The 15,670-nt window shown below is 57.4% G+C and carries 16 protein-coding genes; 9 read left to right on the top strand and 7 right to left on the bottom strand.

The annotated features are described in order from the left end of the window. Positions 1 to 18 precede the first annotated feature (18 nt). From BLU89_RS06940 to BLU89_RS06930, 3 genes are all read right to left on the bottom strand, one after another. Positions 19 to 708 (bottom strand): P-loop NTPase family protein, encoded by a 690-nt coding sequence (locus BLU89_RS06940; RefSeq protein WP_074735519.1) that lies wholly within the window; start codon positions 706 to 708, stop codon positions 19 to 21. Beyond that, complete coding sequence (locus BLU89_RS06935) at positions 709 to 1,782, bottom strand: AI-2E family transporter (protein WP_074735518.1); 1,074 nt, start codon at positions 1,780 to 1,782, stop codon at positions 709 to 711. A 99-nt stretch (positions 1,783 to 1,881) separates the two neighbouring features. After that, positions 1,882 to 3,246 (bottom strand): FAD-dependent oxidoreductase, encoded by a 1,365-nt coding sequence (locus BLU89_RS06930; RefSeq protein ID WP_074735516.1) that lies wholly within the window; start codon positions 3,244 to 3,246, stop codon positions 1,882 to 1,884. Between the two features lie 166 nt (positions 3,247 to 3,412). On the opposite strand from BLU89_RS06930, the gene proS reads away from it, so the two are divergent. After that, a complete protein-coding gene (proS, locus tag BLU89_RS06925) occupies positions 3,413 to 4,753 on the top strand; it encodes a proline--tRNA ligase (RefSeq protein WP_074736467.1) in 1,341 nt (446 codons plus the stop codon). A gap of 29 nt (positions 4,754 to 4,782) precedes the next feature. Here the strand turns inward: proS and BLU89_RS06920 are convergent, their stop codons facing one another. Then, positions 4,783 to 5,139 (bottom strand): hypothetical protein, encoded by a 357-nt coding sequence (locus BLU89_RS06920; protein ID WP_074735514.1) that lies wholly within the window; start codon positions 5,137 to 5,139, stop codon positions 4,783 to 4,785. A gap of 390 nt (positions 5,140 to 5,529) precedes the next feature. On the opposite strand from BLU89_RS06920, the gene BLU89_RS06915 reads away from it, so the two are divergent. Continuing rightward, the gene (locus BLU89_RS06915) at positions 5,530 to 6,816 is read left to right on the top strand and encodes a lipoprotein-releasing ABC transporter permease subunit (protein WP_074735512.1); all 1,287 of its coding nucleotides are present in this window, start codon (positions 5,530 to 5,532) and stop codon (positions 6,814 to 6,816) included. Further along, on the top strand, positions 6,809 to 7,495 hold the full coding sequence (locus BLU89_RS06910) for an ABC transporter ATP-binding protein (RefSeq protein ID WP_074735511.1): 687 nt from the start codon (positions 6,809 to 6,811) through the stop codon (positions 7,493 to 7,495). Before BLU89_RS06915 ends, BLU89_RS06910 begins: the two co-directional genes overlap by 8 nt. On the opposite strand, the gene BLU89_RS06905 is transcribed toward BLU89_RS06910, so the two are convergent. Then, positions 7,479 to 7,916 (bottom strand): DMT family transporter, encoded by a 438-nt coding sequence (locus BLU89_RS06905; protein WP_074735509.1) that lies wholly within the window; start codon positions 7,914 to 7,916, stop codon positions 7,479 to 7,481. The two genes, BLU89_RS06910 and BLU89_RS06905, sit on opposite strands and share 17 nt — an antisense overlap. Before the next feature lie 98 nt (positions 7,917 to 8,014). On the opposite strand from BLU89_RS06905, the gene BLU89_RS06900 reads away from it, so the two are divergent. Further along, entirely contained in the window at positions 8,015 to 8,422 is a 408-nt protein-coding gene (locus BLU89_RS06900) for a c-type cytochrome (RefSeq protein ID WP_074735507.1), read from the top strand. A gap of 5 nt (positions 8,423 to 8,427) precedes the next feature. Here BLU89_RS06900 and BLU89_RS06895 read toward each other — a convergent pair whose 3' ends face one another. Next, on the bottom strand, positions 8,428 to 9,114 hold the full coding sequence (locus BLU89_RS06895; protein ID WP_074735506.1) for a hypothetical protein: 687 nt from the start codon (positions 9,112 to 9,114) through the stop codon (positions 8,428 to 8,430). A gap of 42 nt (positions 9,115 to 9,156) precedes the next feature. Beyond that, positions 9,157 to 9,819, bottom strand: a complete 663-nt coding sequence (locus tag BLU89_RS06890) for a DNA-3-methyladenine glycosylase I (RefSeq protein ID WP_074735504.1) — start codon at positions 9,817 to 9,819, stop codon at positions 9,157 to 9,159. Between the two features lie 333 nt (positions 9,820 to 10,152). On the opposite strand from BLU89_RS06890, the gene BLU89_RS06885 reads away from it, so the two are divergent. The 5 genes from BLU89_RS06885 (at position 10,153) to BLU89_RS06865 (ending at position 15,607) form a co-directional block, all read left to right on the top strand. Continuing rightward, complete coding sequence (locus tag BLU89_RS06885; RefSeq protein ID WP_074735503.1) at positions 10,153 to 11,103, top strand: ABC transporter substrate-binding protein; 951 nt, start codon at positions 10,153 to 10,155, stop codon at positions 11,101 to 11,103. 10 nt (positions 11,104 to 11,113) lie between these two features. Next, positions 11,114 to 12,163, top strand: a complete 1,050-nt coding sequence (locus BLU89_RS06880; RefSeq protein WP_074736465.1) for a quaternary amine ABC transporter ATP-binding protein — start codon at positions 11,114 to 11,116, stop codon at positions 12,161 to 12,163. After that, on the top strand, positions 12,160 to 14,226 hold the full coding sequence (locus BLU89_RS06875; RefSeq protein ID WP_074735501.1) for an ABC transporter permease: 2,067 nt from the start codon (positions 12,160 to 12,162) through the stop codon (positions 14,224 to 14,226). Before BLU89_RS06880 ends, BLU89_RS06875 begins: the two co-directional genes overlap by 4 nt. Positions 14,227 to 14,331: 105 nt before the next feature. Next, positions 14,332 to 14,997 carry an NnrU family protein gene (locus BLU89_RS06870; protein ID WP_074735499.1) on the top strand — a complete coding sequence of 222 codons (666 nt, stop codon included), beginning with the start codon at positions 14,332 to 14,334 and terminating at the stop codon, positions 14,995 to 14,997. A gap of 73 nt (positions 14,998 to 15,070) precedes the next feature. After that, positions 15,071 to 15,607: a DUF2478 domain-containing protein gene (locus tag BLU89_RS06865; RefSeq protein WP_074735498.1), complete on the top strand. Its 537-nt coding sequence runs from the start codon at positions 15,071 to 15,073 to the stop codon at positions 15,605 to 15,607. Positions 15,608 to 15,670 lie beyond the last annotated feature (63 nt).

Here is a 15,670-nt window from a genome sequence, read left to right as displayed (position 1 = left end):
GAGATCGTTGATATCCGGTCAATCGCAGGCATCGGATTGTTCCGGTTCTGCGTTCAAAAGGCGCACCGCCAGTGAACGGGTGATGTCTCGCTTTTCGCTGAGCGCAACATGATCCAGTTCAGTGACGATATTCGAGGCAGCTTCAAAACTGCGATCCATGTGTTTCACCAGATAGGCGATAACATCAGGGCCGGGGTTCAGCTGGCGATCGGTGAACAGCTTGGCCAATACCGCCCCCAAAAGGGCATCGTCCGGTGCATCCAACGCCACATGATGCGCCCCTTCCACACGGCTTTGCAGGTCGGCCAATGGCAGGTGCCATTGCTTGGGCGCTGCGCGACCTGTCATCAGCAGGGCACGGCCTTCGGCCAGAACCAGATTGTGCAAGTGAAACAGTGTTTTTTGCTGTTCCGGATCAGCAGAAATCAGCGGAACATCCTCGACCGCGACCGGAGACTGCGCAAGCTCTGGCACATCGTCAAAGCGTAAGGCTGCAGCCTGAACGATGCGCCCACCCGTTTCCGCGGCCCATACATGGGCCAGATGGGTTTTGCCTGCGCCCGCCGGGCCGCTCAGCACCAGTTTGTTGCCGGGCCAGGAGGTGGCTGAAATCATCGCAACGGCCAGCGCATTGGCTGGTGAGACAAAGAAATCCCCGCGGCCCAAGGCAGTTTTGGACGGCAGATCAAAGCTGAGCTGCGTGGCCATTTACTCGTCGTCCTGATTGAGCCCTTCAAGCCCGGTGTAGAGCCGGCTGTTCAGGTACTGATCGGTTGCAAACCGGGCCAGAACGCCTAACGCGGCTGCGACCGGAACCGCGATCAGCATTCCGACAAAACCGAACAATGCACCGAATACTGACAATGCCAGCAGCAACCAGACCGGGTGCAAACCGACGGAACTGCCGACAAGCTTGGGGGTCAGGAAATTACCCTCGGTCACCTGTCCGATGGCGAAGACACCGGCGACCAGACCGATATGGGCCCAGTCCCCCCAGAATTGAAACAGCGCCAGACCAATGGCAAGAGTGCCCCCGATCAGTGCGCCCAGATAGGGTATGAAGGTCACCAGCCCGGCGATGAAGCCGACGATCAGGCCGAATTGCAGGCCAACCAGCATCAACGCAACCGCATAATAGGTGCCGAGGATCAGGCAGACGGTGCCCATTCCGCGCACGAACGAGGCCAGAACTGCGTCGATCTCACCTGCCAGTCGTTTGATGGTGGGGGCGTGATCGCGGGGCAGCAGCTCTCCGATCCGTGCGATCATGCGATCCCAGTCCATTAGCAGATAGACTGCGACCACAGGCACGATCACCAGCAGGACCACTACGTTGATCGCCGAGCCAAGCGAAGACAGAACGGTTTGCAGCACATCTCCGGTTTTGGATTTCAGCGTCTCGCCGAACGATACCATCATCTGGTGCGTATTCGATTCTTGATCCAGCAGCGACGGGAACTGCTTTTCAATAAAGGCGCGCAATTCTTTGAAGAGGCTGGGCAGGACGTCGATCAGATCCAGCAACTGCGTGATCAATGCAGGCACAACCATGAGAATCATCAGCGCAAAGCCCAGTACACCAACAATGGTGATGATCCCGGTGGCCGTCATTCGTGACAGGCCAAGTCTTTCCAGACGATCCGCTACGGGATCAAGGAAGTAGGCGATTGCTCCACCAATGACGAACGGCAGCAGGACATCGCCCAACAGATACAAAAGTACCGCAAGAATCGCAGCGGTAATACCCCAGTACCTCAGCTGATCCTTCACCGGCAACGCCATCGTGCATTCCTTTACTGCAAGCCTCGTGTTGTTCTTGGCCCAAGGCCATTAACGATGCAAGTGCTTCGTCGGGAAAGGGGGCCGCGCGGCTTCAAAAGCTCAGAACACGCGAACCCCCTGACGATCCAGCTCTTTGTGCACGGGGGCGAGGTCCATCTTGCCGAGGTCCTGATTGCTCCTGAGCGACATGGCCGCCGCAATCCCCGCGCCCTGACCCATCACCGCACAGCAGGACATGTTGCGCGTCGCTGCGTGTGCGACCCGATCAGCCCCGTGTGAGCGGCCCGCAACCAGCAGGCCTTGTACGCCCTTAGGCAACATCGAGCGGTAAGGGATTTGCATGTACCGGCCTGTGGTCGGCAGAATCAGGATGCCGTAGCCATCGATGAATTCGGGATAGATGCCGATGGAATCCTCGAACCGTCCCTGATGCCGGGCGTCGGTCTCGGTCATGTTGTAGGCGGCATCGATCTTGCGGGTGTCGCGGATACCGATGGTCATGCCAAAATTGCGCAATCGCGCGTTTTCGCAGCCCGGCATGAAGCGGCGGAGGGCATCAATAGCCAGCATCGCCTGACGGCGGCCTTCGATCTCACCGATGGTCAGGCTGTCAGGGTCAGTCCCGTCGATCTGATCCAGGTGAATCAGATTCATGTAAGTCAGCTCTCCAGTATCGTGCATGGCCCCCCATGTGCCCGCGATTGTATTCAGGTGCGGAGGGATCAGACCCTTTTTGATGGCCTGCTGAAAGGGTTTCTTGACGAAAGGCGAGAACATATCGTCCTCTTTGCCCGATGTTTCGATGTTCCACTCGCCGCCTCCACCCCAATCCTTGTAGGTCTGGGGATCGGCTTTGACGCCCTCCATGAACGCACGCTTATCAACGCCTGCCAGGTGGAACATGACCGAAGCTGCCATCATGTCTTCATGCGGTGTCTTGTGGGTCGGAGCACCAGCGCGATGCGCCACGTCTGCATCGCCGGTCGCGTCGATGACAACTTTCGCCAATATCGCCTCACGCCCTGCTTTGGATTCGGTGATGACACCTGTAATACGATCACCCTCCATAATCGGAGCGACAAATTGGCGATGCAGCATCGGATGAACACCCGCCTCTTCGACCAGCTTGTCGGCCACCAGCTTGAAGCCTTCACTGTCCAATTCATAGCTGAGGGATTGGCTCTCTGGTACGGCTGCGCCCATTTCCTTGGCGCGTGTTTCGAATTCCAGGCCGATGCCCCCGGCCTCGACGGTTTGTTCATGGCGATACCAGGCAAAGCCTTCGACGCCTACGGCAGTGATATTGCCGCCCATGCAACCGAACCTGTCCATCAACGATACCTCGGCGCCGGCGCGCGCTGCGGCCAATGCCGCTGACAATCCTGCGGGCCCCGAGCCAATGACCAATACATCTGTCTGGTGAATAACTGGAATCTGTCTGGCGGGTTCTGTGATCGTCTGCATCGCGGCCTCGCAATTGTACGTTGGTGCCAACATTGAAAACCCCGACGTCACGGTCAATCAAAAAACCGACCGACCACAGGTCGTAAAAACGCCAATGTATGATTGCCCCCAGCGGGGCTTTGGCATAATCACCTTTTTGTTGAAATATCACCCAAAAGGTTACGTTATGCGCCTCAGCCGTTACTTTCTGCCCGTTCTCAAGGAAAACCCGTCTGAGGCTCAGATTGTCAGCCACCGGCTGATGCTGCGTGCCGGGATGATCAAACAGGCCGCCGCCGGGATTTATTCCTGGCTGCCAATGGGCTTCAAAGTTCTGCGCAAGTTGGAAAACATCGTGCATGAGGAACAGGCGCGGGCAGGGCACATTGCCATTCAAATGCCGATCCTGCAGTCAGCGGACCTGTGGCGCGAATCCGGTCGTTATGACGACTACGGTCAGGAAATGCTGCGTATGCAGGATCGCCATGGGCGCGACATGCTTTTTACGCCGACCGCTGAGGAACTGGTGACCGACATCTTCCGCGGCCACGTGAGCAGCTACAAAGATCTGCCTCTGACGCTCTACCAGATCCAATGGAAATTCCGCGACGAAATTCGCCCACGTTTCGGCGTGATGCGGGGGCGCGAATTCTATATGAAGGACGGATACAATTTTGACCTGACCAAAGAAGATGCGCTGCATTCCTATAACCGCCATCTGGTAAGCTATCTGCGGACTTATGAGCGGATGGGTCTGCAAGCCATCCCGATGCGCGCGGATTCCGGCCCCATTGGCGGCGACGATACGCATGAATTCCTCGTGCTGGCCGATACCGGTGAGTCCGAAGTTTTCTATGACAGCGCTGTCACAGACCTGACCTTTGGTGACCGCGATATCGACTATGACAACCGCGAACAATGTCAGGCGATCCTCGAGGAGTTTACCTCGAAATACGCTCGTACAGATGAAACGCACGATGAGGTATTGTTCAACAAGATTCCCGAGGAACGTCGCCGCGTTGCGCGCGGGATCGAAGTTGGGCAGATCTTCTATTTCGGCACCAAATACTCGGAACCCTTGGGGGCCACAGTCCAAGGCCCCGATGGCAAGCCGGTTCCTGTTCACATGGGCAGCCACGGCATTGGTGTCAGCCGTCTGATCGGGGCAATCATTGAAGCCAGCCATGACGACAAGGGCATTATTTGGCCCGAGGGTGTGACCCCGTTCCATTGCGGCATTGTGAACCTGAAGCAGGGGGATGAAGAGGCAGATGCGGCGTGTGCCAAAATCTACAAAGCGCTGACAGCGCTGGGGCTTGAGCCGCTATACGACGATCGGAACGAAAGGGCAGGGGGCAAGTTCGCTACCATGGACCTGATCGGTCTGCCGTGGCGCATCACCGTGGGTCCGCGTGGTCTGAAGAATGGTGTTGTTGAATTGACCAGCCGGCGCACTGGTGAAAGCGAAGAACTGAGCCCCGAGGCTGCAGTCATCAAGATCGCAGAAATCTATGAGGACATCGCCTGATCGGGCGGTGCAGGCTTCCAAAGTTTAATTCAGGATGCCGGGGTTGGACGTGCGGTCAGGATATCTCCGTCCGCTTCGCTGCCGCGTGCAACTACGATAGGGCGACCAAGGCGGCGCACAAGTTCCGCCAATTCGAAACCCAGAAACCGCAATCCACAGATGCGTTCGTCTGTGGCGCGATCAGTGATGCACAGAAGACCCTGACGAAACGCAAGGCGATAACCCTTGTCCCGCAATATGTCGGTCAAACCCGCCCAGCTTGCTGCACTTGTGAAGATTGGCCTGATTGATGCACGCAGTAATGCAGCGCTCTCGCAATCTAGTTCAGTTGATGCCTGACGGACCAAAATCGGGCCCGTGCCTGACATATGTTCTTGAATACCCATGAGCGAACCTCCGCTCTCAAACTCTTAAAATGTGTCCCCCACATAAACAGGGTGACAAAGTTTCTTACACTAATCAATTTGTGAAATAATATTTCGCGTCCAATGTTGCGATTGTGACTCAGTTGGGCGCTGATACTTCACATTGACTTCATACCTGAAACAATAAGCCTTTGTCTGTGAAGGGGTTCACAACCATCGGTGTACTCCGAGGGGCGTGTTTTCCCGCTTTGCCGGTGAAGTCACAGAGTTTTCTCAAATGATTCGCTTCAGACTAAGGTTAAAAGTACTTACTGCGCGGGCCGTCGTGTTGACTGAGTATCTGTGCGATACCGGCTTGACCATTCGGCGAAATGTCGAGAGGGTCGCGAAAAAACAGAACCCGAGGCAGGAATGGCCAAATCTCCCCCGCCCTTCGCCCCCTTCGAATGGAAAATCGCATGGCGATACCTCCGAGCCCGTCGGGCCGAAGGCGGAGTCAGTGTGATGACGTGGATATCGCTGATTGGCATTACGCTGGCTGTGTTTGCATTGATTGCCACGCTGGCTGTCCGGTCGGGATTCCGGTCGGAATTTGTGGGAACTATTCTGGGGGCCAATGCGCATGTCACCGTCTATGCCGCCGGAGAGCTTGATGCACAGGGGCGGCTGGATCGCACCATCACCGATTTCGACGGCATGGCCGAGCGGATCGCACAGGTTCCCGGGGTCGAGCGAGCAGCGCCGCTTGTAAAAGGGCAGGTTCTGATCACCAACGCGGATCGCAGTTCTGGTGTGCAGGTTTTTGGCATTCGTCCCGATGATCTGTCCGATTTGCCGGGCGTTGCCGACAGCGAACAGGCTTATGGCGACCTGTCTCGGTTTTCGGATGGCATCGCCATCGGCTCGGGCGTGGCGCGAGCGATTGGGGCAACGGTGGGGGATCGGGTAAAATTGACCTCACCCAATGGTGTGAAAACCGCCTTTGGCACTTCGCCGCGGGTGAATGCATATGAGGTGGTCTACGTGTTCTCGGCCGGGCGTTATGACATTGATCGCACCCGCGTCTACATGCCATTCACCGAGGCGCAGGAATTCTTCAACCGAGACGGCGTTGCGGATGAGGTCGAGGTGATGGTCGAACGCCCTGAAGAGTTGACCCCGATCCTGATCCCGATCCTGGAGGCTGCCGGAGAGCGCAGCCAACTCTGGACGTGGCAGGACGCCTCGGGTGGGTTTCTGAGAGCATTGGAAGTCGAGGACAACGTGATGTTCATCATCCTGTCGATTCTTGTTCTGATTGCAGCGATGAACATCGTTTCCGGCCTCATCATGCTTGTGAAAAACAAAAGCAGCGATATCGGCATCCTGCGCACCATAGGCCTCAGCGAAGGATCGGTTTTGCGCGTGTTCTTCATTTGCGGAGCCTTTACCGGCATCATCGGAACCGTGATGGGGGTCATTCTGGGCTGTCTGTTCGCCATCTATATCGACCCGATCTTTTCGTTTGTGAACTTCATCATGGGCGGCGGCGTCTGGGACCCATCCATTCGCGGCATCTATGCCCTGCCGGCTGAGCTGCACCTGTCGGATGTCCTCAAGGCTGTAGGCCTGTCGCTGGGCCTATCATTCTTAGTCACCTATTTCCCGGCCCGCCGCGCGGCGCGGCTGAACCCGGTCGAGGCGCTGCGCTATGAATGACGTAACACTGAGGCTCAGCAGCCTGAACAAGACTTATCTGCAAGGCACCCCCGGCGAGCTTCAAGTGCTGCGCGGGGCTGATCTGGAACTGCGCGCCGGTGAGGCCGTAGCGCTGGTTGCTCCGTCAGGGGCGGGCAAGTCGACCTTGCTGCATATTGCGGGCCTGTTGGATACGCCCGATGCCGGCGGGGTCGAAATCGCCGGGCGGAACGCCTCTGGTAAAGGGGACAGGACACGAACCGCGATCCGGCGGCAGGATGTTGGATTTGTCTACCAATTCCACCATCTGCTGCCCGAGTTTACCGCGCTGGAAAACATCGTGCTGCCGCAACTGGCAAATGGAACTTCCGAGAAAGCTGCACAGGAACGATCGATGCAGTTGCTTGACCGCGTTGGTGTCGCGGCGAGGGCGGATCACCGGCCCGCCGCTCTGTCGGGTGGAGAGCAGCAGCGCGTGGCATTTTGCCGGGCGCTGGCCAACGCGCCGCGCGTACTGCTGGCAGACGAGCCGACGGGCAATCTGGATCCCGAAACTTCGGATCAGGTCTTCGCGACGCTGATGGCGCTGGTGCGGGATGAGGGGCTCTCGGCATTGATTGCCACGCATAATCTCGAACTGGCGGCGCGGATGGACAGGGTGCTGCGGTTAGATGGGGGTGTGCTCAGGCCAGCTGAGTGATTGCGACGCCGACAGCCATCAACGCTATGCCGCCCGCTCGCATTAACGTCAGTGGTGTGACCTGTGCGCCAAACAGGCCGAAATGGTCGATCGCGGCGGTGCTGACCAACTGGCCCAACAAGACGAAAAACACCGCATTACCCACCCCGAAATGAGGGGCCACATGGGTGATCGACAGTACATAAAACGCAATCAGTACTCCGGCCAGAAACAGATGCTTGGGCGCTTGAGCTGCCTTGGCGAAGGCCTGCCCACCTGGAAACACCAGCAATGTCAGTGCCGATGCAAGAAGCGCGATTACAAACAGGATGACTGCTGCGGCGGTGGGTGATCCGATCAGCTTGCCCAACGCTGCATTTAGCGCCGCAAGCACGGGAATGCCAATCCCGGCGGCCAGCATGATGGCTGCATATTGTGTCATTGGCTGAACCCTTTGAACCGATATCGTTGATCTGGATCATTGCGCCTGCAGACCCATCGGGCAAGTCTTGAATGTGCTAGGCTGATAGGAGAAAAACGATGATCCGATCGATACTTGGCGCGGTCTCGCTTATGGCTCTGATTGTGGTGCCTCGGGTCGTATCCGCACAGAACGCCGAGACAGGGGCCAAGCTGTATCAGCATTATTGTGCAACCTGCCACGGTCTGGGCGCGACAGGTCATGGCCCGATGGCTGGAGTGCTGGTCATCCAGCCAACAAACCTGAAATCTCTGGCAGATGCCGACGGTGTATTCCCGACTGCGCGCGTCGTGGCGCGGATCGACGGGCGCGAACCGTTGGTCAGTCACGGTAGCCCGATGCCTGTATATGGGCCTTACTTCGAAGGAAATGACACCGCGATCAAGACACCCGATGGGCAACCGATCCTGACCAGCAAACCGATTGCGGATTTGGTGGCTTTTCTGAAAACCTTACAGGAGAACTAGAAGGGTCAGCGACAGATACCCTGCACCTTCGCGCCAGCCCAGGGAAGGACAACATCACTTTCACGTCGGTTTCCGGGAAGTTTCGAGACGTCGAAATGTGCGCTCAGCATATCGTGCAGACGCTTGGTTCGCGGCGCCTCGGGGTCCAACGCGCGGCAGCAGACATATTCTTCGACAATTGCGCCCTGCTGCTCATAGCCGTAGGCCAGCAAATCAGGCGAAGTTTCAATATCGAACAAGTAAGGATCGTCCGTCCTGCCATGTTCAGCAGCAGCACGCAGGGGGTGATAGCCGGTGGTCCTGCGGTTCTGCCATTGCCAGACATGAGTGAGCTCATGTGCAAGCAGCATGGCTGCGATCAGGTTCATCTGCTCGGGGTACTGACTCATGTAATCGTCCAGATACCAGTCTTTGGTAAAGTACACGCGGTTGAACAAGGCGACCCCGGCCGGTTTTCCGGTTACGGTTTCCTCTTTGACGGGCGGTAGTATCCGCTCACGGCAGGCAATTCGGGGGCGGGTTTTGCGCGTATAGGTGATCGCTGCGACGGGCGCGCCTTCGACCAGTCGTACGCGATCAAGGTTCAGTGTTTCACCGTGGATTCTGCTGGCAAATGTACGCTCATGATCAGTCAATGGACGACCGCAGGATACAAGCAGAAACAGGGTTGAGATCAACAGGGGGCGAAGCATGATGACAAGCCTACTGTGACGGATTGGCTCTGCAAGTCGTTTTCAGAGACTCATCGCCAGCACGCGGCTGATTTCAGTCAACGACCGCCCTGATTGCTCCATCCAGATGTTGAAGGCGGCCTGTACAGCGACCATCGCTTTTTTGGAGGTCGCGGGTTTGTCGACGACGCCCTCGGCGACCAGGCGCGCGGTCACGTCCCGAGACAGGATGAAACTGTCGCGCCCGGCAAATCGCATGGCGTATTGTGCCGACGCGCCACCCAGGCGCGATCCGCGTTTGGCCAGCATCTCGAGCAATCCGACATAATCCTGCGATGGCCACCCGCCCAGTATTTGCCCAACGCCGCCTTCGGCGCGGAGTTCCAGCAAAAATGCGGCATTGTCACGGACTGCCGCAATTTTGGTTCCGTTCCGAACGATGCGCGTATCCTGTAGCAAGGCGTCAAATTTCTCATCATCCATGAACGCGCAGCGCCCGATGTCAAAACCATCAAATGCGGTCTCGAAGCCCTCCCATTTTGCTTCGATCACTTTCCAGTTGAACCCTGCCTGGAACACGGTTTTCGTAATGGTCGATAGCCAGCGGTCATCCGGCATCGCCGCCAGCTCATCGATTGGTGTCGGTTTGCTCAGCTTGCCTTCAAGCTCAATTGGTCCGCCGTGGCGATCTGCCGCCAGCCTGTAGATCTCGTCAAACTGATGCATTTCTCGGGCCCTCCGCATGTTGGATGCTGCCAATTTGGGCTGGTTTGGCAAGGGCAAAACTGATCCTGCGATGGATGGGTCGTTTTATATTGACTAGTCAATCAATATCTCTCACTCTACCTGACTAACGGTGCAGTGCATGCGCAATGCCGGACAGGTGCAGTAGGGAGAGGAAGCTGGCCCCGGTGCGTTGAATAAAGTCGGGGCCGGAACAACAGTTCCCTTTCCTTTTCCGACCAAATTTGTGCATGTTGCGGCATGTAATGTTGCCTAAGAAAGTTCCGGCCGGGCTTGATCCCGAACTGGAAAGAAAAGAACCAGGGAGTAACTATCATGAATAAGCTAAGCGTAAGCCTGTTGGCCATCGCCGTTGCCGGGTCGGCCCACGCGGCGGATATGGGCGCAGTGGACGAACCGATCAAACTGGCGATCAACGAATGGACCGGTCAGCACGTCACCACTCATGTCGCGGGTGAGATGTTGAAGGCCGCGGGTTACAATGTTGAGTACATTACCGCAGGCATGATGAACCAGTTTCAGGCAGTAGCTGATGGTGACATCGACGCGACGCTGGAAATCTGGTCATCGAACGTGTCCGACGAGTATGCCAAGAAGATCGGCGAAGGCACGGTGGTTGAAATCGGCGATCTGGGGTTGGCCGCCAAGGAAGGCATCGCCTACCCTGCCCACGTTGCCGAATTGTGCCCGGGATTGCCAGCGTGGGAAGCGCTGAAAGACTGTGCGCAGGTATTCGCAACGGCTGAGACGTTGCCCGGAGGCCGTCTTGTTGACTATCCGGCCGACTGGGGTACACCCGGAGCCGACCGGATGACGGGGCTTGAGCTGCCGTTCAAAGCCGTGCCCGCCGGATCCGAGGGAGCTCTGATTGCGGAGCTTCGCGCCTCGACCGAGCGTAAATCACCGCTGCTGATCACCTTCTGGCAGCCACATTGGGCGATGTCGGCTTATGATGTGCAATTCGTCGAACTGCCTGCAGGTGAAGAGGCGTGCTTTACCGATCCGGCGTGGGGTCCGAACCCTAACGCCGTCAACGATTGCGACTTTTCACCCTCGCGCATCTTTAAGGCGGGCTGGAGTGGCATGGAAGATAAATGGCCTGCCGCCTACGAAATCCTCAGCAACTACCAACTCGCTGTAGAAGACCAGCAGCCGATGATGGGTGCGATTGATGTCGACGGCGGAAAAGTTGAAGAAGTCGTTGCTGCCTGGATGGCCGAAAACGAAGGCAAGTGGCGCCCCGTTGTCGACGCCGCAACGCAGTGAGCTGACATCAGTGACTGATGCTAATACGCCAGCCATCGCCTGCCGGAATCTCTGGCAGGTGTTTGGCCCCGGCGCTGACAAAGCCCTGACCGACGCGTTGTCTCGGTCAGGGAATGACGCCGACCAAGCCGCCAAGGAATTGCGGGAAAACGGGTTCATCCCTGCCGTTCAGGACGCAAACTTCGAAGTCAGAGAAGGCGAGCTGTTCGTCATCATGGGGCTTTCGGGTTCGGGGAAATCCACGCTGATCCGCTGTATTTCACAGTTGCTGCCCGGATCGGGCGGTGAGATCCATGTGGATGGCGAGAATGTGATCGGTGCTTCGAAGAGGGCACTGACCGAACTGCGTCGCAAAAAGCTGGGTATGGTGTTTCAGCATTTTGGTTTGTTTCCGCATATGACGGTTGCCGAAAACGTAGCCTACCCCCTGCGTGTTCAGGGCGTTGGTAAAAAAGAGCGGCTCGCCCGTGCACAAGAGGTTATTTCTCTGGTCGGTCTGGAAGGCCGCGAAGACAGTTTCCCGCGCCAGCTTTCGGGTGGTCAACGGCAGCGCGTTGGAATTGCGCGCAGCTTGGCCGTGAACCCGGATATCTGGTTTCTGGACGAGCCATTCTCGGCTCTGGATCCACTCATTCGCCGTCAATTGCAGGATGAATTCCTTCGTATTCAGGCGACGCTGAAGAAATCTATCGTGTTTATCACACATGACATTCAGGAAGCGCTGAAACTGGCCGATCGAATCGCCATCATGCGCGATGGCAAGATTGTCCAAATCGGTACGCCTACGGATATCGTTCTGCGCCCGGTCGATGATTACGTGCGCGAGTTCTCGAAGGATGTTGCCAAAGGCCAGCACGCCAAGGTCGCTTCTGTCATGCGGGACGAGTCGGAATGCGGGCCGGATGATCCCGGTCTGACCACTGCGATGACACTGGATGCCGCTCTGGCGCATTGCATGGAGCTTTATGAGCCCGTGCCAGTGCGCGACGCAGACGGCAAAGTTGTTGGTACGGTCCATCCGTCCGATCTGGCCGCTGCCTTGCAGGTAGACGACGCATGACCGCAGTGACCAACATTCAAAAGCAGCACGTGTCCCGTCTGACTACGGGCGCGCAGGCAGCGCTGATAACCGTGATAGTCGGTGCCGTTTGCCTTGTGCTTGAAGGTATCGCCCCTTGGCTGGTCAAGTGGCCCGCCGCATGGGAATTGCCCGCAACGCAGTGGGTGGGCACATTCCTTGATTGGTTTTTGAACGGGATCAAACCGGCGGCGCGGCTGTTCTCGGATCTGATGGCCTATCCGATGAATTGGGCAAACTTAGTGCTGGGCAATACGCCCTGGCCGATTCTGATTGGCATTGTGACCGCATTGGGCTGGTATCTGGGTGGATTGCCAATGGCAGCCCTGGGCTTTATCGGCCTCAGTTTTGTGCTGGCATCAGGGTATTGGGCCGAAAGCATGAATACACTGGCCCTCGTCGCGGTATCAGTCCCTGTCGCTTTGGTCATGGGCGGAGCGATTGGCATCCTTGCCAATGAAGTACCCAAGGTGAAAACGTTTGTTCAGGCGGTGCTGGATATTATGCAAACGGTTCCGACCTTTGCCTATCTCACACCGCTGCTGTTGCTGTTCGGCTTTGGTCCAGTGGTTGGCCTGATTGCTTCGGCCATCTACGCGGCCCCTCCGATGGCGCGCAATGTGATGCTGGGACTGGAGCGTGTGGAGCCGGAGATCAAAGAGGCGGCGATTATGTCCGGTGGGACACGCTTTCAGCAGCTTTTTCAGGTCGAGATTCCCGCTGCCGCTACGCAAATCATGGTTGGCGTGAACCAGTGTCTTATGGCGGCCTTGTCGATGGTGATTATCGCCGCCGTCATCGGCGGTTTCAACGATATCGGCTGGGAGGTTTTGCTGACCATGCGAAAGGCGCAGTTCGGCGAAGCCCTGATGGCTGGTCTGGTCATTGTCGTCTTTGCAGTCGTGATTGACCGGATGAGCGGCACCTTGGCGACCGAACGTAAACGCTATGACCGCAGAGTCGTCTGGGCGATGCTGGGTTTTTCCGTGCTGTTCACCGCTGCGTTCTGGGCATGGCTTCCGAACCCTTCCGAGTTGACAGTACTGGACCCGATGGCCGACGCGATTGACGGCGGCCTGACAGCGTTCACGCAGGCCAACGGGCCGTGGCTGGATGCGCTCAAGAACAACTCATTGTTCTATGTGCTGCTGCCTCTGCGGATCGGTTTGGATCAGGCTGTGCTGCCTTTCACATGGGGTTTTACGTGGACCCCGGCGATGAGCTACGGCCTTTTCGCAGCGAGTGCCGCGATCGCCCTGCTGATGACCTGGCGAGGGCACCTGACCGGAGGGTTGATTGTGCTCATTCTGATCGGAATGCTGGAAACCGGCATTGCGAACCTGCCCTGGCCATTTGTCCTGACCGGAGCTGCAGCGCTGGGTTGGGTTGCGGGTGGTTGGCGTCTGGCGGCGCTGTCGGTGGGGCTGCTTTGCACCATTCTTGTTTCTGGCTTGTGGGAAAGGGCGCTGCTGTCGCTTTATCTCAGCGGGGCTGCGGTGTTTTCCTGCGCCGTTATGGGGGGGCTAATCGGTTTGGCCAGCGCGGTCTGGTCGCCGATCTGGAAGGTGGTACGACCGATCTGCGACATGCTGCAGACGATCCCTCTGTTCGTGTTCCTGATCCCGGTTCTAATGGTGTTCCAGATTGGCGAGTTTTCGGCGTTTCTTGCGATTTGCGCCTACGCCATCGTCCCGATGATCCGTTATACCCGGCACGGGTTGGTCAACACACCCGAGGAAATGATGGAAGCCGCCATTTCAAGCGGCGCGACCGAATGGCAAATCATGCGCGATGTGCGTGCGCCCTATGCCGCACCGACCATCCTGCTGGGGCTGAATCAGACCATCCTTTATGCCTTTGCGATGCTGGTGATCGCGGCACTGATCGGCACCACAGGTTTGGGCCAGTCGATCTATCTGGCGCTGGGGCAGGCCGATGTGGGGCTTGGCATCTCAGCGGGTGCAGCGATGGCGATTCTGGCGTTGATTGCCGATAGAATGGTGCAGGGCTTTGCTGAGGAACGTCGCAAAGCACTTGGCTTATAAAATGGGGCGGGGGCGGTGTATCCGCCCCTTGCCCCACTTGATTTCGGACAAAGACCAACCGATCACCGGAGCGTAATCCCGGCATAACACGATCGGAGAATACAAATGACGGGTTGGGGCCTTTTCCTCGCAGCACTTGCCACTTTTCTTCTCAGTCACATGATCCCGGCGCGCCCCGCATTGCGCGGCTGGCTGATCGGCGTTCTTGGGCAACGAGGGTATTTCGCCACTTATTCACTGATTTCTCTGGCCGTTCTGGGATGGCTGGTTGTCGCGGCCGCAAACGCTCCATACGTCGAGGTCATTCCGCCGCTTCCAATATTTCGATGGGTGCCATTGCTGATTATGCCCGTAGTCTGCTGGTTGGCTATTGCCGGGCTTTCCATTCAGAACCCGTTCTCGTTCGGTGGGTTGGGGCGCACCTCATTTGATCCTGAGCAACCAGGTGTCCTGCGCACCACCCGCCACCCGGTCCTTGCGGCGCTGATGCTCTGGTCGCTGGCGCATCTTCTGGCCAACGGCAGCCTCTCGCATGTTATCCTGTTTGGACTGTTCGCGGGTTTTGCCGGAATGGGTATGGTACTGATCGACCGCCGTACAGCTCGCAACATGGGGTCAGAATGGCATCGCCTGTCCCGAAACACTGCTCGGTTGTCGCTGCAGGCACCAAGCCCTTGGCCGCGCCTGTGGGTCTGGCTGACTGCCATTGCCGGTTATGCGGTTCTTGTTCACCTGCACACACCTTTGATCGGACTCTCTCCGCTGCCCTAGCAGCTGATAGTGGCCGGACTGGTCTACCCGTGCTATCTGAATTGTCACAGTTTGAATTCTTGAGGTCCAAAACATGCATCTGGCCTATGTAACAACCAGCGATCGCGGCGCGACCGATCTCTTGCTCAGTGCTTTTGCAGATGGGCTTCTGAAGGCCGGAACACCGCTGACCGGTGTGGTGCAAACCAACACCGAGTGCGCCGACGGCTACAAATGCGATATGGACCTGCAGGTAATACCAACCGGCGAAACCATCCGCATCTCACAATCTCTGGGTAAAAACGCGCGCGGGTGCCGTCTGGACCCGGCCGAGCTGGAACGCGCCGTTGGTCTGGTCACACGGTCGCTGGACAATGCTCCGCAATTGCTGATCATCAACAAATTCGGAAAACACGAGGCTGACGGGCGCGGTTTTCGCCCAATTATTGCCGAAGCGTTAGAGCGGGACATACCTGTACTGGTCGGTGTCAACCGGCTCAACATCGAGCGGTTTCAGGACTTCGCAGGTGGCATGGCGCTGGCGCTGGATCCCGATATTCAAGGCCTGACTGACTGGCTGGACAAAGTGTCACAAACCGGTGCGCAACACATCGCCTCTTCTGGCGGATAAGGGTTCAGTCCCGGACTTGCTGCAAACTGCGTGCGATCTTTGCCATTGCGTTCGCAAGTTGCA

The sequence above is a fragment of the Ruegeria halocynthiae genome (assembly GCF_900106805.1).
Classification (GTDB): domain Bacteria; phylum Pseudomonadota; class Alphaproteobacteria; order Rhodobacterales; family Rhodobacteraceae; genus Ruegeria; species Ruegeria halocynthiae.
Note: the sequence above shows the minus strand (reverse complement) of the source record. Positions and strands in the feature narration are given on the sequence as shown.